Origin of the sequence: Mesorhizobium sp. M2A.F.Ca.ET.043.02.1.1 (genome assembly GCF_003952405.1) — a bacterium.
Lineage (GTDB): Bacteria > Pseudomonadota > Alphaproteobacteria > Rhizobiales > Rhizobiaceae > Mesorhizobium.
In genome coordinates this window covers 2045247-2065150 of the sequence record NZ_CP034445.1, presented here as the reverse complement: position 1 = coordinate 2065150, position 19904 = coordinate 2045247, and the positions used below count along the sequence as shown (strand labels likewise).

The 19904-nt window shown below is 65.1% G+C and carries 21 protein-coding genes; 15 read left to right on the top strand and 6 right to left on the bottom strand.

The window, feature by feature from the left end; genetic code table 11:
* Positions 1-211: 211 nt before the first annotated feature.
* The gene (locus EJ068_RS09800; protein WP_127386374.1) at positions 212-2797 is read left to right on the top strand and encodes a LuxR family transcriptional regulator; all 2586 of its coding nucleotides are present in this window, start codon (positions 212-214) and stop codon (positions 2795-2797) included.
* 125 nt (positions 2798-2922) lie between these two features.
* Here the strand turns inward: EJ068_RS09800 and secA are convergent, their stop codons facing one another.
* Positions 2923-5655, bottom strand: coding sequence for a preprotein translocase subunit SecA (gene secA / locus EJ068_RS09795; protein ID WP_126081071.1), 2733 nt, complete (start codon positions 5653-5655; stop codon positions 2923-2925).
* A 262-nt stretch (positions 5656-5917) separates the two neighbouring features.
* On the opposite strand from secA, the gene EJ068_RS09790 reads away from it, so the two are divergent.
* Entirely contained in the window at positions 5918-6838 is a 921-nt protein-coding gene (locus tag EJ068_RS09790) for a peptidylprolyl isomerase (protein ID WP_126081072.1), read from the top strand.
* Positions 6839-6896: 58 nt separating this feature from the next.
* Here EJ068_RS09790 and EJ068_RS09785 read toward each other — a convergent pair whose 3' ends face one another.
* Positions 6897-7490 (bottom strand): TetR/AcrR family transcriptional regulator, encoded by a 594-nt coding sequence (locus tag EJ068_RS09785; protein WP_127251146.1) that lies wholly within the window; start codon positions 7488-7490, stop codon positions 6897-6899.
* 187 nt (positions 7491-7677) lie between these two features.
* Here EJ068_RS09785 and argJ point away from each other — a divergent pair, with 187 nt between their 5' ends.
* From argJ to EJ068_RS09760, 5 genes are all read left to right on the top strand, one after another.
* Entirely contained in the window at positions 7678-8919 is a 1242-nt protein-coding gene (gene argJ / locus EJ068_RS09780) for a bifunctional glutamate N-acetyltransferase/amino-acid acetyltransferase ArgJ (protein WP_127251147.1), read from the top strand.
* Positions 8919-9698 (top strand): GNAT family N-acetyltransferase, encoded by a 780-nt coding sequence (locus tag EJ068_RS09775; protein WP_189342222.1) that lies wholly within the window; start codon positions 8919-8921, stop codon positions 9696-9698. The genes argJ and EJ068_RS09775 overlap by 1 nt, the downstream gene beginning before the upstream one ends.
* Positions 9695-10117, top strand: coding sequence for a (deoxy)nucleoside triphosphate pyrophosphohydrolase (locus EJ068_RS09770; protein WP_126064239.1), 423 nt, complete (start codon positions 9695-9697; stop codon positions 10115-10117). Before EJ068_RS09775 ends, EJ068_RS09770 begins: the two co-directional genes overlap by 4 nt.
* 153 nt (positions 10118-10270) lie before the next feature.
* Complete coding sequence (locus EJ068_RS09765; RefSeq protein WP_127251148.1) at positions 10271-10591, top strand: hypothetical protein; 321 nt, start codon at positions 10271-10273, stop codon at positions 10589-10591.
* Positions 10592-10696: 105 nt separating this feature from the next.
* On the top strand, positions 10697-10882 hold the full coding sequence (locus EJ068_RS09760; protein WP_126081076.1) for a Flp family type IVb pilin: 186 nt from the start codon (positions 10697-10699) through the stop codon (positions 10880-10882).
* A gap of 29 nt (positions 10883-10911) precedes the next feature.
* On the opposite strand, the gene EJ068_RS09755 is transcribed toward EJ068_RS09760, so the two are convergent.
* Positions 10912-11784, bottom strand: coding sequence for a methyltransferase domain-containing protein (locus tag EJ068_RS09755; RefSeq protein ID WP_127251149.1), 873 nt, complete (start codon positions 11782-11784; stop codon positions 10912-10914).
* A gap of 65 nt (positions 11785-11849) precedes the next feature.
* On the opposite strand from EJ068_RS09755, the gene EJ068_RS09750 reads away from it, so the two are divergent.
* The 4 genes from EJ068_RS09750 (at position 11850) to EJ068_RS09735 (ending at position 14281) form a co-directional block, all read left to right on the top strand.
* Positions 11850-12650, top strand: a complete 801-nt coding sequence (locus EJ068_RS09750; protein ID WP_127251159.1) for a ComF family protein — start codon at positions 11850-11852, stop codon at positions 12648-12650.
* Between the two features lie 76 nt (positions 12651-12726).
* Complete coding sequence (gene grxC / locus EJ068_RS09745; protein ID WP_042647701.1) at positions 12727-12990, top strand: glutaredoxin 3; 264 nt, start codon at positions 12727-12729, stop codon at positions 12988-12990.
* Positions 12991-12992: 2 nt separating this feature from the next.
* On the top strand, positions 12993-13859 hold the full coding sequence (locus EJ068_RS09740) for a carbon-nitrogen hydrolase family protein (protein WP_127251150.1): 867 nt from the start codon (positions 12993-12995) through the stop codon (positions 13857-13859).
* Positions 13856-14281 (top strand): DUF1178 family protein, encoded by a 426-nt coding sequence (locus EJ068_RS09735; RefSeq protein WP_127251151.1) that lies wholly within the window; start codon positions 13856-13858, stop codon positions 14279-14281. Before EJ068_RS09740 ends, EJ068_RS09735 begins: the two co-directional genes overlap by 4 nt.
* Here EJ068_RS09735 and EJ068_RS09730 read toward each other — a convergent pair.
* Positions 14278-14772, bottom strand: coding sequence for a MarR family transcriptional regulator (locus tag EJ068_RS09730; RefSeq protein WP_127251160.1), 495 nt, complete (start codon positions 14770-14772; stop codon positions 14278-14280). The genes EJ068_RS09735 and EJ068_RS09730 overlap by 4 nt on opposite strands.
* 99 nt (positions 14773-14871) lie before the next feature.
* On the opposite strand from EJ068_RS09730, the gene EJ068_RS09725 reads away from it, so the two are divergent.
* Together EJ068_RS09725 and EJ068_RS09720 are read left to right on the top strand one after the other, a co-directional pair.
* On the top strand, positions 14872-15804 hold the full coding sequence (locus tag EJ068_RS09725; RefSeq protein ID WP_126081081.1) for a DMT family transporter: 933 nt from the start codon (positions 14872-14874) through the stop codon (positions 15802-15804).
* A gap of 146 nt (positions 15805-15950) precedes the next feature.
* Positions 15951-16454 carry a flavin reductase family protein gene (locus EJ068_RS09720; RefSeq protein ID WP_126081082.1) on the top strand — a complete coding sequence of 168 codons (504 nt, stop codon included), beginning with the start codon at positions 15951-15953 and terminating at the stop codon, positions 16452-16454.
* Positions 16455-16466: 12 nt separating this feature from the next.
* On the opposite strand, the gene ubiG is transcribed toward EJ068_RS09720, so the two are convergent.
* On the bottom strand, positions 16467-17216 hold the full coding sequence (gene ubiG, locus EJ068_RS09715) for a bifunctional 2-polyprenyl-6-hydroxyphenol methylase/3-demethylubiquinol 3-O-methyltransferase UbiG (RefSeq protein WP_126081083.1): 750 nt from the start codon (positions 17214-17216) through the stop codon (positions 16467-16469).
* Positions 17217-17525: 309 nt separating this feature from the next.
* On the opposite strand from ubiG, the gene EJ068_RS09710 reads away from it, so the two are divergent.
* The gene (locus EJ068_RS09710; RefSeq protein ID WP_127251152.1) at positions 17526-18083 is read left to right on the top strand and encodes a putative glycolipid-binding domain-containing protein; all 558 of its coding nucleotides are present in this window, start codon (positions 17526-17528) and stop codon (positions 18081-18083) included.
* A 13-nt stretch (positions 18084-18096) separates the two neighbouring features.
* Here the strand turns inward: EJ068_RS09710 and EJ068_RS09705 are convergent, their stop codons facing one another.
* Positions 18097-18393, bottom strand: coding sequence for a hypothetical protein (locus EJ068_RS09705; RefSeq protein ID WP_127251153.1), 297 nt, complete (start codon positions 18391-18393; stop codon positions 18097-18099).
* Positions 18394-18608: 215 nt separating this feature from the next.
* Between EJ068_RS09705 and EJ068_RS09700 the strand changes: the two genes are divergently transcribed.
* On the top strand, positions 18609-19862 hold the full coding sequence (locus EJ068_RS09700; RefSeq protein WP_126081086.1) for an aspartate kinase: 1254 nt from the start codon (positions 18609-18611) through the stop codon (positions 19860-19862).
* Positions 19863-19904 lie beyond the last annotated feature (42 nt).

Sequence of the window (19904 nt, the reverse complement as noted above, 5' to 3'; positions counted from 1 at the left end):
CTCGTTTCGAGCAAGGCGGATCCCACCATTTCGGCAAAGACTGCGCATCGGAGCCATTCCCCATATTGCTCCGGACGATTCCCTATCTTTGGGACGTTTTATGTGGAAGATGGCACTTGAATGTGTGGAAAGTCACATTTTAGGACTGTCTCCCACGCTATCGCGGCGGCGATCCGCCACGATGGAATTCCAATTTCGCGAGAGAGCGATGATGCTTCTGGAACGGCAGCCGCAGCTGCAGCAGATGGATGCCCTGTTGGCGGACGCAATGGGGGGCCGCGGCCGCGTCGTGGTCGTCTTGGGCGAGGCGGGCGCCGGCAAGACGGCGCTGGTCGAGGCGTTCGCGAGCCGACTGGATGATGGCCTGACAATGCTTCGCAGCGCCTGCGAGGACCTGTCCATCCCGGATCCGCTGGGGCCGCTTTATGATCTGGCCCGCGACGCGCGGTGGGAACTGCCGCGGGCGATGGACGACCGCCAGGTGCAGCGGCTGCCGTTGTTTTCCGAGGCGCTCGACGTCTTCGAGGCGAAAGGCCCGTGCCTGCTCGTCATCGAGGATCTGCACTGGGCCGACGACGCGACACTCGATTTCGTGCGCTTCCTCGGCCGGCGCATCGCAAACACCCGCATCCTGCTCCTGATCACTGCGCGGACCGATCGCAGCGAAGGGCAGATGCGCGTGCGCCGGGCGCTCGGCGAGATCCCGGCCGGCAATGTCGTGCGTATCGACGTGCCGCTGCTCAGCGAAAGCGCCGTGCTGTCGCTGGCCGCAACCGCCGAGCGCGACGGCGAGGCGATCTACCGGGCAAGCGCCGGTAACGCCTTCTTCGTCACCGAGCTGCTCGCCGCCGAAGGCGATGGCGCCTTGCCGGCAAGCGTGCGCGACGCCGTGCTGGCGCGCGCCGAAAAACTGTCACCGGGCGCGCGCTCGATGCTCGACGCCGTCTCGGTGTTTCCGCGCCGCGCCGACGCCTGGGCGCTGAGCGGCCTTTGCGGGATTGCCGCCGCCGGCCAGCTCGCCGAATGCGTCGCCAACGGCCTGCTCGAGGATTTCGGCGACGGCTATGCCTTCCGGCACGAGATCGCCCGCACGGCCATCGAGATGGCGCTGACGCCAAGCAAACGGCGCGAATACAATGAACGCGCCCTGGCAGCCTTGCGCGAAAACCCGCAAGTGGCCACCGCAAGGCTGGTGCATCATGCCGTGGAAGCGCAGAACCTGGAGGTGGTGCGCGAGCTCGCGCCGGCGGCGGCGCGCGAGGCTTCGCGGGTCGGCGCGCATCGCGACGCGGTGGGCTATTACGAGGTTGCCCTGCGCTATGCGGATATGCTGCCGGTCGACAAGCGAGCCGAGCTCTATGAGGGCCATGCTTTCGAGTGCCACCTGATCGGCCGCGTCGAGGCGGCGATGGAAGCGCAGGGCCAGGCGCGCCAGTTGCGCCAGGCGCAGGGCGATCGGGTCAAGGAGGGCGACGGTCTACGCTGCCTGTCGCGCTTTGCCTACCTGCTCGGCGATCGCGAGGCCGCGGACCGGTTCGGAGCGCAGGCCGTGGAGCTTCTGGAGACAGCGCCTGACGGCCCTGAACTCGCCATGGCTTATTCCAACCTCTCGCAGCTGGCGATGCTCGCCGAACGGCTCGAGGACACGCTCATGCTCGGCGGCAAGGCCGTGGAGCTGGCGGAGCGGCTCAACCGGCCGGATATTCTGTGTCATGCGCTGAACAATGTCGGCGCCGCCGGGCAATGGCTGGACTTCGCCAAGGGGCGGCGCGATCTCGCCCGCAGCCTGGGAATCGCATTGTCGGGAAACTTCCAGGAACATGCGGCGCGCGCCTTCACCAACTGCGCCTGCGTCGAGATGAACAGGCTCAACTTCAAGGAGGCGTCCTCGTTGCTGGAGCGCGGCATCGGCTACTGCGTCGAGAACGATCTCGCGACATGGCGCGACTACATGCGCGGCGTGCAGGCGCAGCTGCTGCTGAGGCTCGGCCTCTGGGACGACGCCGCGGCGGTGGCGCATGAGGTTGTCGATGATGAAGCAACGACGCCGTTGGTACGCTATCCATCGCTCGTCGCGCTGGCACGCTTGCGCATCCGCCGCGGCGACCCGTCGGCCGAGCCGATCGTGGAAGAGATGAGGCGGTTCCTGGACAAGGGCATGGAACTGCAACGGCTTGTGCCTTTTGCCGAGGTGATGGCCGAGCTGGCGTGGCTGGGCGAGGGCGACAGGGATGAAGCGCTGCATCTGATCGCCCTTGCCGAAGGCCTCGCGCCGACGCGGGCGGTGTTCGGCGGGCTGGCGGCCTGGCGGCGGCTTTTGTTGCCGGAAAGCGATCCCGGCGAGACCGACAGCATGGCCGAGCCGCATCGCCTGCAATTGATCGGCGACTGGCGCGCCGCCGCTGCGCTTTGGGCGAGGATGGGCGCCCCTTTCGAACGGGCGCTCGCCTTGCTGCAGGGCGACGAGGCCGCGCAGCGTGAAGCGCTGGATATTTTCGAGGCGCTCGGCGCAAGACCAGTAGCGCAGCATGTGCGCGGCCTGCTGCGGCAGAGCGGCGTGGGCCGTATTGCCAGAGGTCCAAGGCAGGCGACGCGCGCCAACCAGGCCGGCCTTACGCAGCGCCAGATGGAGGTCCTGCAGTTGATCGAACGAGGCTTCTCCAACAAGAAGATCGCCGCGCATATGGCGATCTCGCCGAAGACGGTCGATCACCACGTTTCGGCGGTGCTCGGGAAACTGGAAGCCGTCTCGCGCGGCGAAGCAGCGGCCGCGGCGCGCGCGTCGGGGCTGGTGTAAGGTTCAGCTGACGGGAAGCTCGAACAAGTCAGGCGATCTGCGGTAATCGCCAGCGCCGGCGCTGCCCCTCATCCGCCCTTCGGGCACCTTCTCCCCGTATAGTGACGGGGAGAAGGAAGACTGCGTCAGGCGAAGGCGCCGTGGCAGTGCTTGTATTTCTTGCCGGAGCCGCAGGGGCAGGCTTCGTTGCGGCCGACCTTGCCCCAGGTCGCGGGGTTCTTCGGGTCGCGGTTTTCCGGAGCGACAACGGTATTCGAATCCTGGCGCAGGAGAAGCGCGGTTTCGCCGCCCTGGAAATCGTCCTCGCCGGTGGAGCCGTCGATATGGCTGCCGAACATCTCGGGCGCCTCGGGCGGCGGCGCGTCCGCAGCCTCGCGCACCAGCTCGACGCGCATCAGCTGCGCGGTGACAGCTTGGCGCAAATTGCCCAGCATGCCCTGGAACAGCTCAAAGGCTTCGCCCTTGTATTCCTGCAGCGGGTCGCGCTGGGCGTAGCCGCGGAAGCCGACGACCGAGCGCAGATGATCGAGATTGACGATATGCTCGCGCCACAGATGATCGAGCGTCTGCAACACCACCGAACGCTCGACATAATTCATCACGTCGGGGCCGAAGCGATCGGCGCGCTCCTTGGCGGCGGCATCGGCCGCGGCCGTGATGCGCTCGCGGATGTCGTCCTCGGCGATGCCCTCTTCCTTGACCCATTCCTCGATCGGCAGGTCGAGGTTGAGGTATTGCCCCACCTCTTCCTTGAGGCCGGCGACGTTCCATTGCTCGGCATAGGCGTTTTCGGGGATGTTCTTGGCGACGATCTCCTCGATGACGCCTTCACGCATCTCGGTGATCGTCTCCGACAGGCCTTCGCCGTCCATCAGCTCGATGCGCTGCTCGAACACCACCTTGCGCTGGTCGTTCGAGACGTCGTCATACTTCAACAGATTCTTGCGGATGTCGAAGTTGCGCGCCTCGACCTTCTTCTGCGCCTTCTCCAGCGCCTTGTTGATCCAGGGATGGATGATCGCCTCGTCTTCCTTGAGGCCGAGCTTCTGCAGCATGCCGTCCATGCGCTCGGAGCCGAAGATGCGCATCAGGTCATCCTGCAGCGACAGGAAGAATTTCGAGCGGCCCGGATCGCCCTGACGGCCGGAGCGGCCGCGCAACTGGTTGTCGATGCGGCGCGATTCGTGGCGCTCGGTGGCCAGAACGTAAAGGCCGCCGGCGGCCAGCGCCTTTTCCTTCAGGCGTTCGACATCGTCGATGATGGCCTTTTCCCGCGCCTCGCGCTCGGGGCCGGCCGGCATGTCGCCAAGCTCCTCGGCGATGCGCATCTCGGCATTGCCGCCGAGCTTGATGTCGGTGCCGCGGCCGGCCATGTTGGTGGCGATGGTGATGGCGCCGGGCTTGCCGGCCTGGGCGACGATGGACGCCTCGCGCTCATGGTGGCGAGCGTTCAGCACTTCGAAGTCCTTGATGCCTTCCTTGCGCAGGCGCTCGGCCAGTTGCTCGGATTTCTCGATCGAGGTGGTGCCGACCAGGATCGGCTGGCCGCGGTCGCGCGCGTCCTTGATTTCCTTGACGATCGCCTTGTATTTCTCGTCGACCGTACGGTAGACCTCGTCGTCCTCGTCCTTGCGGGCGACCGGCAGGTTGGTCGGGATCTCGGTGACTTCGAGATTGTAGATGTTGGCGAATTCCTCGGCCTCGGTCAGCGCCGTGCCGGTCATGCCGGCGAGCTTCTTGTAGAGGCGGAAATAGTTCTGGAAGGTGACGGAGGCCAGCGTCTGGTTCTCCGGCTGGATCTGCACATGCTCCTTGGCCTCGAGCGCCTGGTGCAGGCCTTCCGAATAGCGGCGTCCTGGCATCATGCGGCCGGTGAACTCGTCGATGATGACGATCTCGCCGTTGCGCACGATGTAATCGCGATCCTTCTGGAAGAGCAGATGCGCCTTCAGCGCGTTGTTGACGTGGTGGACGATGGCGACATTCTCGACGTCATAGAGCGACTCACCTTTGAGCAAGCCCGCCGCTGTCAGCATGTTTTCGAGCTTCTCGGTTCCTTCCTCGGTGAAGATCGTCGTCTTCTGCTTCTCGTCGACCTCGTAGTCGGCCGGGCCGAGCTTCAGCATGAAGGCGTCGATGGTGTTGTACATTTCCGAGCGGTCCTCAAGCGGACCGGAAATGATCAGCGGCGTGCGCGCCTCGTCCACCAGGATGGAATCGACCTCGTCGACGATGGCGTAGGAGTGGCCGCGCTGCACCATCTGCGAGCGCTCATACTTCATATTGTCGCGCAGATAGTCGAAGCCGAGCTCGTTGTTGGTGGCGTAGGTGACGTCGCAGGCGTAGGCCTCGCGGCGCTCGTCGTCGGAAAGGCCGTGGACGATGATGCCGACGGTCAGGCCGAGGAATTTGTAGACGCGGCCCATCCATTCGGCGTCGCGCTTGGCGAGGTAGTCGTTGACGGTGACGACATGCACGCCCTTGCCGGCGAGCGCGTTGAGATAGACCGGCAAGGTGGCGACCAGGGTCTTGCCCTCGCCGGTGCGCATCTCGGCGATGCCGCCATTGTGCAGCACCATGCCGCCGATCAACTGGACGTCGAAAGGCCGCATGCCGAGCACGCGGCGGGCCGCCTCGCGCACCGTGGCGAAGGCCGGGACCAGCAGGTCGTCGAGCGAAGCGCCGTTAGCGAGATCCTGGCGGAATTTCTCCGTGCGCCCGGCAAGCTCGGCGTCGGAAAGCGCCCGCATCTCGTTTTCCATGGCGTTGATGGCCTCGACCCTAGGTCGGGTCGACTTGACGCGCCGGTCGTTGGAAGAACCGAAAACCTTACGGGCGAGACCGCCGAGACTGACCATCCAATGGTCCTTTCGATAGCAATTTTGGCCGTTTGCGACAGGCGCCTGGCGGGCCCATCAAATCCGCGTGAATGCGGACAAACGCAAAAAGCGCCCGGAAAACGGTTCTGGACGCCAAGTCGTTGGACAGATAAGAGGGGGCTCAATCGATGTCAACGCCGCGTTAGCCCTATGGGCAGCGCCAAATTCCGCCACAATTCGACTGATCTGGAACCCTTCCGCTCACGCGATCCTCATTGGCAATCCCATTGGAGTTATCTTGATGCCCCTGTCGTTCCGCCGCGCCTCGCTCGCCAGCCTCGGTCTGGCCTTCGGGCTCTCGGCTCTTAGCCTGTCGCCGCTGATGGCGCAGGAGACCAAGCCCGCGGATGCCACCGCGCCTGCCACCGCTCCCGCCGCGCCGGTCGATCCCAATGCCGTGGTCGCCACCATCAATGGCGAGAAGCTGACCGAGGCCGATCTTCAGCTCGCCGAAGGCGAACTCTCGCAGCAGTTCGCGCAGCTGCCGCCCGATCAGCGCCGCGCGGCCGCCCTTTCGGCGGCGATCGAAATCCGCGTCATGGCCAAGAAGGCGGTCGACAGCGGCCTTGACAAGGACGCCGACTTCCAGCGCCGCATGGCTTTCCTGCAGGCGCGCGCGCTGCATGGCGAGGTCGTCGAGAAGGAAGTGGTCGACAAGGTCACGGACGCCGAAGTCCGCGCCCGCTACGACCAGGAGATCGCCAACACGCCGCCAGTCAACGAAGTGCATGCGCGTCACATCCTCGTGAAGACGAAGGAAGAGGCCGAGGCGATCATCAAGCAGCTCGACGGCGGCGCCGACTTCCAGAAGCTCGCCAACGAACACACCAACGACCCCTCGGGCAAAACCAGTGGCGGCGATCTCGGCTGGTTCGGACCGGGCCAGATGGTGCCGGAATTCGACAAGGCGGCCTTCGCGCTCGACGTCGGCAAGTACACCAAGGAGCCGGTGCAGACGCAGTTCGGCTGGCACGTCATCAAGCTCGAGGACAAGCGCGCCAAGCAGCCGCCGGCCTTCGACGACGTCAAGGACCAGGCCAAGCAGGCGGTAATCCGCGACAAGTATTTCGCCATGGTGAAGGACCTGCGCGCCGCCGCCAAGGTCGAGATCTCGGACGAGAAGCTCAAGAAGGACGTCGACACGCTGGAAGCGGGCAAGTAATCCGCTGTCGGCCTGATTATCCTGAAAAGGGCGCCATGCGGCGCCCTTTGCTTTTGGCTCAGGCGGTCAGTATCCCCCGCGTGATGTAGCCAACGGCCGCGCGGATCGCCGCCACGTCCTCGTCGAGCCGTCCGGTCAGCAGATGCCGCCAGGCGTAGGACGCAATCAGATCGGCGACGATCCCGGCATCGACATCGGCCGCCACCTCGCCCCGCGCCTTGGCGCGCTCGATGATCCGGCCGGTATGGCTGCGGCGTTCCTTCGAATACTCGGCAAGCACGGCCGCGGCTGCCTCGTCCGACTGCGCCTCCGCGATCAGCGAGCGGTAGATGTTGCCCGACGGGGTGTCGCGCCAATGGGCGAAGAGATTTTCGAGAAAGCCCGCCAGGTCGTCCTCGACGTTTCCGGTGTCGGGTGTCTCGACATGCTTCTGCCTCTGGTAGATCTCGATCAGCAGCGCCGCCTTGCTTGGCCACCAGCGATAGATGGTCGGCTTTCCCGCCCGCGCCCGCCGGGCGACGGCCTCGATCGAGAAGCCGGCATAGCCCGCTTCGCGCAACACGGCCTCGGCCGCCTCGATGATGGCATCGGCGCTTTCTGGATTGCGTTTCGCGCCGATCGACTTGCGCCCGCGAGCGGCGGCTTCGCCCATTCCAGTCTTCCTTAGCCGGTGAATCTAGTGCCGATCATATTGGCATCGCGGGCGAAACGAAACGACCCGTTTCAGACCGCGAGCCCTTCGGCCGGGGCGATCAGGCGCGGCCAGAACGCCCTTGCGCCGGGACGCGCTATCGGGCAAACCGGCCTTCCTTTCGCTTCATTGCCGTTCCGGGGTTCCGATGTCCGCTACGATCTCGCCGCTCGCACCGAAGAAATATCCCAAGATGCCGGTCATCGAAGGTGTGCGCATCGCGACCGCGGAAGCGGGCATCAAATACCGGAATAGAACCGACCTGCTCGCCATGGTCTTCGATCCGGGCACGGCTGTCGCCGGCGTGTTCACCAGGTCGAAATGTCCGTCGGCGCCGGTCGACTTCTGCCGCCAGAACCTGCCCGCGGGCAAGGCGCGCGTGCTGGTGGTCAATTCCGGCAATGCCAATGCCTTCACCGGCAAGAAGGGCAAGGTCTCGACCGCGCTGACCGGCGACGCGGCGGCGAAGGCCGCCGGCTGTTCCGAGAGCGAGGTGTTCCTGGCCTCGACCGGCGTCATCGGCGAGCCGCTCGACACCACCAAGTTCAGCCATCTGCTCGCCGGCCTGGTCAAGGACGGCAAGCCCAATCTGTGGACCGAGGCGGCAAAGGCCATCATGACCACCGACACCTATCCGAAGGTGGCGACGGCGACGGTCAAGCTCGGCGACGCCGACGTCACCATCAACGGCATCGCCAAGGGCGCCGGCATGATCGCACCCGACATGGCGACGATGCTTTCCTTCATCGCCACCGACGCGCCGATCGCCGCGCCCGTGCTGCAGAACCTGTTGTCGCGCAGCACGGCCAAGACCTTCAACGCGGTAACCGTCGACAGCGACACCTCGACCAGCGACACGCTGCTCATCTTCGCCACCGGCAAGGCGGCTGCCCGCGGCGCGCCGGCGATCAGCGATGCCAAGGACGCGCGGCTCGGCGCGTTCCGTCGGGCGCTCGGCAAGGTGCTGAAGTCGCTGGCGCTGCAAGTGGTGCGCGACGGCGAGGGCGCACGCAAGCAGGTCGAGGTCACGGTGACCGGCGCCAAATCGGCGCGTTCGGCCAAGCGCATCGCGCTTTCGATCGCCAATTCGCCGCTGGTCAAGACGGCCGTCGCCGGCGAGGACGCCAATTGGGGCCGCGTCGTCATGGCCGTCGGCAAGGCCGGCGAGCCAGCCGACCGCGACCGGCTGTCGATCTGGTTCGGCGACAATCGCCTGGCGCATGAGGGCGAGCGCGATCCGGCCTATTCGGAGGAAGCGACGTCTGCCTACATGAAGCGCGACGACATCCGCATCCGCGCCGATCTCGGCATCGGCCGCGGCAAGGCGACGGTGTGGACCTGCGACCTCACCAAGGAATATGTCGCCATCAACGGCGACTACCGGAGCTGATGGCGCCGGTGTCCAGGCATCCGGCAAGCGTGCTGGCGGTCGTGCGCCGCTACGAGGCGGCGGGCTTTCGCGCCTGGCCGGCGGCGGCCGTCCATTATGACGGGACCTGGGTGGTGCGGCTGACCGCCGGGCATCCGGCCAAGCGCTTGAACTCGGTCAATCCGCTCGATCCGGGCGACACGCACGCCATCGAGGAGCGCATCGGCCGCGCCGCGCGCCGCTTCGATGCCTATGGCAGGCCGCTGACCTTTCGCATGTCGCCGCTGTCGGGACAGGTGCTGTCCACCCATCTCGACAAGGCCGGCTGGAACAGGTTCGACGAATCCATGGTGATGCGGCTACCGCTCAAGGACCTCGAGCTCGGCGCGGCCATGGACCAGATACCGCTCAAGGACATCAGCCGCTTCATCGGCGCGTCGCTGAGGACCAGCGGCTCGGACGCCTCGCTGCGGCCCGGCCTGTCGGAGGTCATCGGCGCCATTCAGCCCGAAGCTGGGCTGTTCGCGCTGGAGGACGGCAATGAGCCGCTGGCGACGCTGATCTGCGTCCATGATGGCGACCTCGCCGGCCTGTTCGAGGTCGCCACCGAAAAATCGGCGCGCAAACAGGGCCATGGCCGCAATCTCATCCTGTCGGCGCTGAAATGGGCGCGGCTGCGCGGCGCGCGCGAGGCCTGGCTGCAGGTCGAGGCCGGCAATCTACCGGCGCTCTCGCTCTACCGGTCGCTCGGCTTCGAGGAAGTCTACCGCTACCACTATCGGCGGCCGCCGGGCGCATGAGCGAGGTGAAGCCAGCCGGAAAGCGCCTGTTGCTGGTCGCCGCCTGCGCGCTGGTTGATGCCGACCGGCGCGTGCTTCTGGCGCAGCGCCCCGAGGGCAAGCAGCTTGCCGGCCTGTGGGAGTTTCCTGGCGGCAAGGTCGAGCCCGGCGAGACGCCTGAGGAGTGCCTGGTCCGCGAGCTGCATGAGGAACTCGGCATCGAGACCGAGATTCCGTGCCTGGCGCCGCTCACCTTCGCCAGCCATTCCTATGACGATTTCCATCTGCTGATGCCGCTTTATGTCTGCCGCCGCTTTCGCGGGATCGCGCAACCCAGGGAAGGGCAGGGGCTGAAATGGGTCAGGCCGAGGCAGATGCGCGACTACCCGATGCCGCCGGCCGACGCGCCGCTGATCCAGTTCCTCATCGACCTGCTGTAATTTCGCGAACTGTCTTCGCGGCCGTTTACCGTTTGCCGAAAGCGTCGTTTTCCGAGCTGCTTTAGCCAGCGTTAATGGAAGATTTATCTCGACGTGAAAAATTGCTCGGGGCCGTTTCGCGCGGCACATCGTTGATGACCGGGAACAACGGCAATGAGCCTTGAAAGAGAGTGGGACTCGATCCGGCCTGACCGAGGCTTCCGCGCCGCGGATGCCGGCATGAGCATCCTGCGAGTAACGCTTCTCTTCGGCTCGGCCGCCGTGGCGCTGGCGCTGATCGCAACGCCCTTCCTGGACAGCCAGACGCGATCGCAGGGCACCCGCGACGGCTTGGCTGTTGGGCTCGACATGACAGCGACCGGATCGATCGGCCATCGCACCAATACATACACGGTGCGCCGCAGTGTGCTGCAGCCGATGCCCAGTTCAATCTGCGTCATCCGCAATGACGGCAGCCGCAGCGGCGAGTGCTGACGTGGTTAATGATTTTTTGAGACACCGGCATTTCACTCGCTGTTAAGCTTTCGCCGTTAACCTTTCTTAACGGGTAGGACATTAGAATTTCTGCATAAGGGATTGATGGCCATGAAAAACCTGCTGCAGCAATTCGTAAGGGATGAGACCGGCGCCACGGCCATCGAATATGGCCTGATCGTTACCGTGCTGTCGCTTACCATCATCGGCGGCGTAAGCAGGGCGGCGGATGCGCTCCAATGGCTGTTCAGCGACAACAGCAGCAGGCTGGTCCAGGCCTTCTCCCACTGACGAAACCGGTCGGGCAATCAGAGACGCAGTCAGCTCTTCGGCGGGTTCTCCAGGATCGCCTTCAGCGATAGCTTGGCTGATCCAGGCTTGAGCGGCTTTTGCTGCGAGGCGTCGGGCGCCCAGCCGGACATCCAGACAACCGGAAAGCTTGCGCGGATGCGGCCGTCCGGGTCCGAGAACCGTTCGGCATAGATTTCGGCCGCGCGGGCAAACAAACGCCTGCTGCCGGGTCGCCGGCTGCGGTCGATGAGCGGGCTGGTTTCGCCCACGGCGCGCAGGTCGGCGGCGAGATCGAACAGCGTGTCGTAGCGCACGGCGACCGATTCGACATCGGCGACAGGCAATGCCAGGCCGGCGCGCTGCAACAGCGCGCCCGCATCGCGCACGTCGGTGAAGGGAAGGATGCGCGGGCTCGCGCCGCCGTAAAGCTCGGTCTCGGCCGTCAGCATGCTTTCGCGCAACTCGGCGAGCGTACCCGCGCCGGCGAGAGCGCCAAGGAAAAGCCCATCCGGTTTCAGCGCCCGGCGGATTTGCGCCAGCACGCCAGGAATGTCGTTCATCGCGTGCAGCGAGAGCAGGGAGACGACGAGATCGAGGCTGCCGTCCTCGAACGGCACGGTTTCCGGCGGCGCCACCAGGCCCGGGCCGCCGGCGAGAAGCGCTTCGTCCATCTCGACGCGCACGATCTCGCCGACCTTGCCGCTGGCTGCGAGCACCTCGAACGCCGCCGACGTCTGGCAGAACAGCGCGGCCGCCTTGCCGAAGCGGCGCTCGACGGCACCCAGCCGATCGGCAAGGTCTTCGGCCGCTCGCCGCATCAGGAAATCGGCACCCTCGACGGGGCGGGCGAGGGCCCGGCGCTTGCGCGCGAGCCAGAGCTCAGTGTCAATCAAAGGCTGCAATCAAAAGCTTCCTGTTGTCCGCGCCCGCCGGAGTGGTGTTAATGTGGCGAGGGGTTTCCTTTCACGTGGCCGATCCGGTGCACAAGATCAAGACCAGCGCGGTTCAGGACATGACGCGGCAGGCACTGGCCTGGCCGGCGCGTCTGTTGTTTCCGCCGGTTTGCGCCGGCTGCCGTCGCCATGTGTCGCAGCCCGGCGTCTTGTGCGGCGCCTGCTGGCCGAAGCTCAGGCTGCTGGAAAAGCCCTGGTGCCCGGTGATGGGCACGCCCTTCACCCACGACATGGGCGAGGGGTTTCTGTCGGCGGAAGCGATCGCCGATCCGCCGCCCTTCGAGCGGGCGCGGGCCGCTGTCATCTATTCGGGCGTCGCCCGGCAGATGGTCCAGGGGCTGAAATACCAGGACCGGACGGACCTGGCGCCCTGGATGGCGAACTGGATGGTCCGCGCCGGCGCGGAGCTGATTGCCGAGGCCGATCTGGTCGTGCCGGTTCCGTTGCACTGGCGGCGCTTCTTCCGGCGCCAGTTCAACCAGTCTGCGGAGCTTGGACGCGCCGTTGCAAAGCTCAGCGGACTGCCATTCTCGCCATCCGCGATCAAACGCGTGAAGCTGACGCGCCAGCAGGTCGGGCTCGAACGGCATGAGCGCGAGGAGAATGTGCGCGCCGCCTTCCGCGTTCCACCGGAGGCCGAGATCGAAATCGCGGGCCGCCGGGTGCTGGTCGTCGACGATGTCTACACCACCGGCGCCACGGTGAGGGCGGTCGCCAAGGCGCTGAAGCGGGGCGGCGCCGGGGCGGTCGACGTGCTGACGTTCGCCCGAGTCCTGCCGGGGGACTTTCGGGCGGATGAGTCCGCGACTATATAGAAACTCAAACGTTGTTTTTGGTGCAGGTCGCTTCCATACAACCATTGGGCGACATGCATTGGCAGGATTGTGATCGATGGTCGATGTGACGATCTATACAAGGATGATGTGCGGCTACTGCAGCGCCGCCAAGCGGCTGCTCGACCGCAAGGGCGTGGCCTATACTGAGCACGACGCCTCGTTCTCGCCGGAACTGCGCCAGGAAATGATTTCCAAGGCGCATGGGCGAACCACCTTTCCGCAGATTTTCATCGGCGACACGCATGTCGGCGGCTGTGACGATCTCCATGATCTGGAGTCGCAGGGCCGGCTGGATGTGATGCTCGCCAACGGGAGATGATCATGGGTAGTTTCAAGGCCGCAGCCGTGCAGATGCGTTCGGGCACGAGCCCCGAACGCAACGCCGCCGACATGGAAATCCTGGTCCGCCAGGCCGCCGGCCAGGGCGCCACCTATGTCCAGACGCCGGAAATGACGGGTGCGCTGGTGCGCGACAAGGAAGCCGGCGCGGCCGCCTTCACCACCGAAGACAAGGACATTGTCGTCGCCACCGCGCGCAGGTTGGCTAAGGAGCTCGGCATCCACCTGCATATCGGCTCGACGGCGATCCGTCGCGCAGACGGCAAGCTCGCCAACCGCGCCTTCCTGTTTTCACCCGACGGCACGCTGATTGCCGGCTACGACAAGATCCACATGTTCGATGTCGACCTCGACAATGGCGAGAGCTGGCGCGAATCCGCATCCTACGAGCCGGGAACGGAAGCGGTCGTGACCGACGTCAAAGGGACGAAGCTGGGCTTTGCCGTCTGCTACGACCTGCGCTTCCCGCAGCTGTTCCGCGCCGAGGCGATGGCCGGGGCCGAGGTGCTGACGGTGCCCGCCGCCTTCACGCGCCAGACCGGCGAGGCGCATTGGCATGTGCTTTTGCGCGCCCGCGCCATCGAGAACGGCGCCTATGTCATCGCCGCCGCGCAGGGCGGCCTGCATGAGGACGGGCGCGAGACCTATGGCCATTCGCTGATCGTCGATCCGTGGGGGCGCGTCATCGCCGAGGCCGCGCATAACGAGCCGGGCGTGATCCTTGCCGAGATCGATCCGGCGCAGTCGCTTGCGGCGCGCCGCAAGATCCCCAATCTCAGGAATGCGCGGGATTTCATCGTCAATGCCGGCGCAGGCGAAGCGCCGCGTCTCAGGGGTGCTGCCTCTTGATCCGCTTTTCCCTGATCTGCGAGCACGAGCACGAATTCGAAGCCTGGTTTCGCAGCAATGACGACTTCGACACCCAGAAGAAGCGCGGCTTTGTCGATTGCCCGACCTGCGGCTCGCAAAAGATAGAGAAGGCGCTGATGGCGCCGGCCGTCTCGACGTCGCGCAAGCAGGAGAAGATGGCTTTGGCCATGGGCGAAGCGCAGAAACAGGCGCTGGCGCAGTTGAAGGCGCTGGCCGAGAAGGTGCGCGAGAATGCCGACTATGTCGGCGACAAGTTCGCCGAGGAAGCGCGCAAGATCCATTTCGGTGAGACCGATCCGCGCGGCATCTACGGCGAGGCGACGCCGGAGGAGGCGCAAAGCCTGATCGAGGATGGCGTCGAGTTCATGCCGATCCCGAGCTTTCCGGACGATCGAAATTAGGGCGGCGAACTCAAGCTTCCGATGAGTTTTTCCAGCAGTTTCGCCAGCATTTCGCGGTCCTCTTGCGTCAGGCCGGCGAGGATTTCATGCTCGTTGGCGACATGGGCGGCAAGTGCGGTGTCGGTGAGCTCGCGGCCTTTCGCGGTGAGTTGGACAACCACGCCGCGCCGATCGCTTGGGTGCGGGGCGCGCTGGATCAGACCGGCCTTTTCCAGGCGATCGAGGCGGGCGGTCATGGCGCCGGACGTCACCATCGTCGCCTCATAAAGTTCGGTCGGCGTCAGCGCGTAGGGTGAGCCTGAGCGGCGCAATGTCGCCAGCACGTCGAACTCGCCGGCCTGCAATCCAAACCGGGCGAAGACCGGCGCGAGCCGGTCGCGGGCAATGAGCGCCGAGGCCTCGTTCAGCCGTCCGATCACCCCCATCGGCGACACGTCAAGATCCGGCCGCTCCCCCCGCCACTGTTCCATAGCCCTGCCCGCCCGATCCATATCGCTCACCACAAAGTATCTTGACGTAAAGAATCTTTACGCTATCTTATCGCATGAAGAACCGGCCGCCAAGCGGTCACGCAGCGACAGGACAGCCCGATGAAATTTCTCTGGGATTCGGCTATCGGCCTTCTGGTCGTGACCGGCGGCCTGCTCGGCATGACGCTGCCCTTCGGCAAGCTCGCCACCGCCGCCGGAGTGCCGGCCATGGTCTGGGCTTTCATTATCTCGGTCGGCGCAGGCGGAGTGCTGTTGCTTGCGCTTCTGCTGCGCGGCGAGCGCATCCGGCTGACGCCGCACAAGCTGCGCTATTTCTTCGTCACCGCGGCGATTTCCTATGCCATCCCCAATCTATTGATGTTTTCCGCCATCCCGCATCTCGGCGCAGGCTACACCGGCATCATGTTCACGCTGTCGCCGGTGATCACGCTGGTGTTCTCGATCCTGCTCGGCGTCAGGCGTCCGAACCTGCTCGGCGTCATCGGCATCGCCGTCGGCTTCGTCGGCGCGGTGATGGTCGCGCTGACGCGCGGCGAGGCCGGCCAAGCGGCGGATTATTTCTGGGTGGCGATCGGGCTGCTCATCCCGGTCAGCCTTGCCGCCGGCAACATTTATCGTACCGTCGACTGGCCGGAAGGCACCGGCCCGATCGAGCTCGCCGTCGGCAGCCATCTGGCCTCGGCCACGCTGCTCCTCATCGGCATACTGACGCTTTTGGGCTGGCAGGCCTTCGCACCGCTCGCCGGAGTGCCGCTGGTGATCGTCGGGCAGGTCGCCTCGGCCTCGGCAATGTTCGTCTTCTTCTTCCGCCTGCAGGCCGTCGGCGGCCCGGTCTATCTCAGCCAGATCGGCTATGTGGCAGCGGCCGTCGGCCTGTTCGCCGGGACGATCCTTCTCGGCGAGCACTACCAGCTTCTGACCTGGCTGGGTGCGGCCATCATCACCGCCGGTGTGTTCATCACCACGAAGGCGCAAAGCCAAAACGGCGCGCCTGCGTCGGTCCGGATCGAGCCGGCGTCGTCCCGCAGCTAATCCTCTTTGCTCGCGGCGCATGTCCTTATCCCGAAACCGGTTCCCATTTTCGGGAGACATGCTTTAAGCTCGCCTTGACGCTGTTCCAGACAGAGAACAACTACGCATCTTTCGTGAGATTGCTTTCGGCGAAAAAGGAGAAAGCCATGGCCAACGCGGAAGGTCCGGTCAGCGTCGCGGATTTCCGCGCCGCCATGCGGCTCATCGTCGGCAATGTCAGCGTCATCACCGCCGGCGTCGGCGACGACCGTACCGGCCTTGTCGTCATCTCGGTGGTGTCGCTGTCGGCGGAACCGCCGAAGGTGATCGCCTGCGTCAACCGCTCCTCGTCGACCTGGCCGGTCGTCGAGCGCTACCGGCATTTCGGCGTCAACTCGCTCGGGCCTCAGCACCAGCGGGTGGCCGAGCGCTTCTCCGGCTTCGGCGGCATCAAGGGCAAGGACCGCTATGAGGGTGCCGAATGGACGACGCTGAAGACCGGCGCATCGTTGCTCACCGATGCGGTGGCCGCGTTCGACTGCAGCCTCGACGAGATGATCGACCGCGGCGCGCATTCGATCGTCATCGGCTCGGTCGAAGCTGTCAGAATCCAGGACGCTGGGCAGGCTCTGATCTACTGGCGGGGCGGCTATCGGCCGTTGGAAGCCTGAGGTCTGACGCGATCAGACCGAGGCTTTCTCTGCCAGCACCATGTAGTTGACGTCCATGTCCTTCGAGCGCTGCCAGCGGTCGGCCAGCGGATGATAGATGACGCCGGTGCGGTCGATCACCGTGAGCCCGGCGGCGCCCAGCGCCTTTTCCAATTCGTCCGGCCGCACGAGCTTGCCGAACTGATGCGTGCCGCGCGGCAGCCAGCGCAGCACATATTCTGCGCCGATGATGGCAAGGCCGAGCGCCTTCAGCGTGCGGTTGATCGTGGCGACGAACATGATGCCGCCCGGGCGGACCATCTGGCCGCATTTGGCGACGAACAGGTCGACATCGGCGACATGCTCGACCACTTCCATGTTGAGGATGACATCGAAGGTCTCGCCGGCGTCCGCCAGTTCCTCGGCCGTCGCGGCGCGATAGTCGATGCCGACACCGGCTTCCGCCGCATGCAGCTTGGCCACTTCGATGTTCGTCGCCGAAGCGTCGGCGCCGACCACTTCGGCGCCAAGCCGGGCCATCGGCTCGCACAGCAAGCCGCCGCCGCAGCCGATGTCCAGGAAGCGCAGGCCCTCGAAAGGCCGCGCCGCGCGCGGATCGCGGCCGAAACGCGCCGCTACCTGGTCGCGGATATAGGCAAGCCGAACCGGATTGAACTTGTGCAGCGGACGGAACTTGCCGTTCGGGTTCCACCATTCGGCGGCAAGGGCGGAAAAGCGTTCGACTTCTCCGGCATCGATGGTCGATCGGCGGGGCTCTGGCATAGGCGGGTCTCCAGCGCATGACCCCGAAAATCGGAATCGATTTTCGGAAAAGGATCATGCGCAAAGTCAAACTGCTACAGCGTCCTTTGCGCGTCCGAGAGGACGCGCGGCGCTGTAGAGCGTTAGGAAGTCGGGCCCTTGGCGCCAAAAGTCAAGGCAGGGTTTTTCGGCTGCCGCCATGCGCGCCCCGGCAACCCTGCGGCGCGGCCCGGCGTTCTGTCAGCACATGGCAGCTGACTTGCCGCGCGTCGAAACAAAGCGGAATGAAGAACGAATACAGGACAGCCGGCACCGGCAGGAGGATCAAAAATGCGCATCGAGACTTCGATCCTTTGGCGCCGGCTCGACCAGGAAGGCCACGATGCCTGCCTGCTCGGCGAGACGGATGATGGTTGGTGTCTCAAGGGACATGCCCTCTTCGTCCATGACGGCAAGTCGTCCAGCCTTGCCTATGAGGTGAGTTGTGATTCCGGCTGGCGCACGCGCGCGGCGCGGGTCGACGGCTTTGTCGCGCTGCAGGAGTTGCGCTTTGAGATCGAGCGCCGGGCCGACGGCCAATGGCTGCTCAACGGCAAGGGCCAGGCGGAGGCAGCCGGCCTTGTCGACATCGACCTCGGTTTCACACCCGCCACCAATCTTCTGCCGATCCGCCGCCTCGATCTTGGCCCCGGCAAGACGACGCCCGCCCCAGCCGCCTATCTGGCTTTTCCCCAGCTCGAGCTTGTGCGCCTCGATCAGACCTATCGTCGGCTCGACGAAAGCCGCTACGCCTACGCCGCGCCCATGTTCGGTTATGAGGGCGTGCTGACGGTTTCGTTGGCCGGCTTCGTTGTCGATTATCCAAGCCTGTGGCGAAGCGCTGCCTGAGCAAGTTGCGCGATCAGCGCGACAGCGCAATCTCGGCATGGCTCATGACAACGCTGGCGGGCTCGATCGCCTGCATGGCCTCGCTGTCGCCGATCTCGGCTATAATGCGGTCTGCCGCCGCCTGGGCCTGATCCAGGCTCTGCCAGCGCACGACATCCACCCAGGTGCCATCCTCACGCTTCCCTAGGTGACGGGCAAGAAAGCCCGGCTGCCGGGCGAGCCAGTCGGTCATGACCCGGTTGTTGGCGACAAAGCCGGCTTCGGTGCCGGGCTTGAGGCGGAAGGTGACGATTTCCAGGGTTTCGGTCATGAGAAGCTCCAAAGGCCGGGTTTCGGCAGTCTATGGCATGATCGGCGACAGAAATCCGTCAGGATGAGCGTCGTCGGGGCGGCTATAGGCTCGCTCGCTTGCGAAGCCTTGTTGTTTTGGCTAAGGAGGCCGCGCATTTCCGCGCCTGGCTTAACCCCTGGCGTTTCCTTCGGTTCCGGCCGTGCGCCGGCTTCAGTCAAAGGCATTTCGCTTCCATGGCGCGTATCGTGATGAAATTCGGCGGAACCTCGGTCGCCGACATCGCCCGCATCCGCAATGTGGCGCGCCATGTCAAACGCGAGGTCGATGCCGGCCATGAGGTGGCGGTCGTGGTTTCGGCCATGGCCGGCAAGACCAACGAACTGGTCGCCTGGACCCGCGAGGCCTCGCCGATGCATGACGCGCGCGAATATGACGCGGTCGTCGCCTCGGGCGAACAGGTCACCGCCGGCCTGTTGGCGATCACGCTGCAGAGCATGGGGGTGCACGCCCGCTCGTGGCAGGGCTGGCAGATCCCGATCAAGACCGACAATGCGCATGGCGCGGCGCGCATCCTCGACATCGACGGCGCCTTCCTGATCAAGCGCTTCGGCGAGGGCCAGGTGGCGGTCATCGCCGGTTTCCAGGGCATCGGGCCGGACAACCGCATCGCCACCCTCGGCCGCGGCGGCTCCGATACAAGCGCCGTCGCGATCGCGGCGGCGGTGAAGGCCGACCGCTGCGACATCTATACCGATGTCGACGGCGTCTACACCACCGATCCGCGCATCGAGCCGAAAGCCCGGCGTCTGGCCAAGATTTCCTTCGAGGAAATGCTCGAAATGGCTTCGCTTGGCGCCAAGGTTCTGCAGGTGCGCTCGGTGGAGCTTGCCATGGTACACAGGGTGCGTACCTTCGTGCGGTCGTCCTTCGACGATCCCGATGCGCCCGGAATGGGGGATTTACTCAATCCGCCCGGAACGCTTATTTGCGACGAGGAAGAGATCGTGGAACAGCAGGTCGTCACCGGAATTGCCTACGCCAAGGACGAAGCGCAGATTTCGCTGCGCCGCGTCGGCGACCGTCCAGGCGTCGCCGCCGGCATTTTCGGCCCGTTGGCCGAGGCCAACATCAATGTCGACATGATCGTCCAGAACATTTCCGAGGACGGCAAGTTCACCGACATGACCTTCACGGTGCCGTCGGGCGATGTCGACAAGGCGCTTGCCGTGCTGGACAAGCTGAAAGCCGAAGTCGGTTACGATGTCGTGCAGTCGGAAGCCGGCATGTCGAAGGTCTCGGTCATCGGCATCGGCATGAGGAGCCATGCCGGCGTCGCCGCCACCGCCTTCAAGGCGCTGGCCGACAAGGCGATCAACATCCGCGCCATCACCACTTCCGAGATCAAAATCTCGATACTGATCGATGGTCCCTATACGGAACTTGCAGTTCGTACTTTGCATTCCGTCTACGGTCTGGATAAGCAATAGCAAGAACTGAGTCAGTTGTTGCGTGAACGCCGGCCGCGGGAG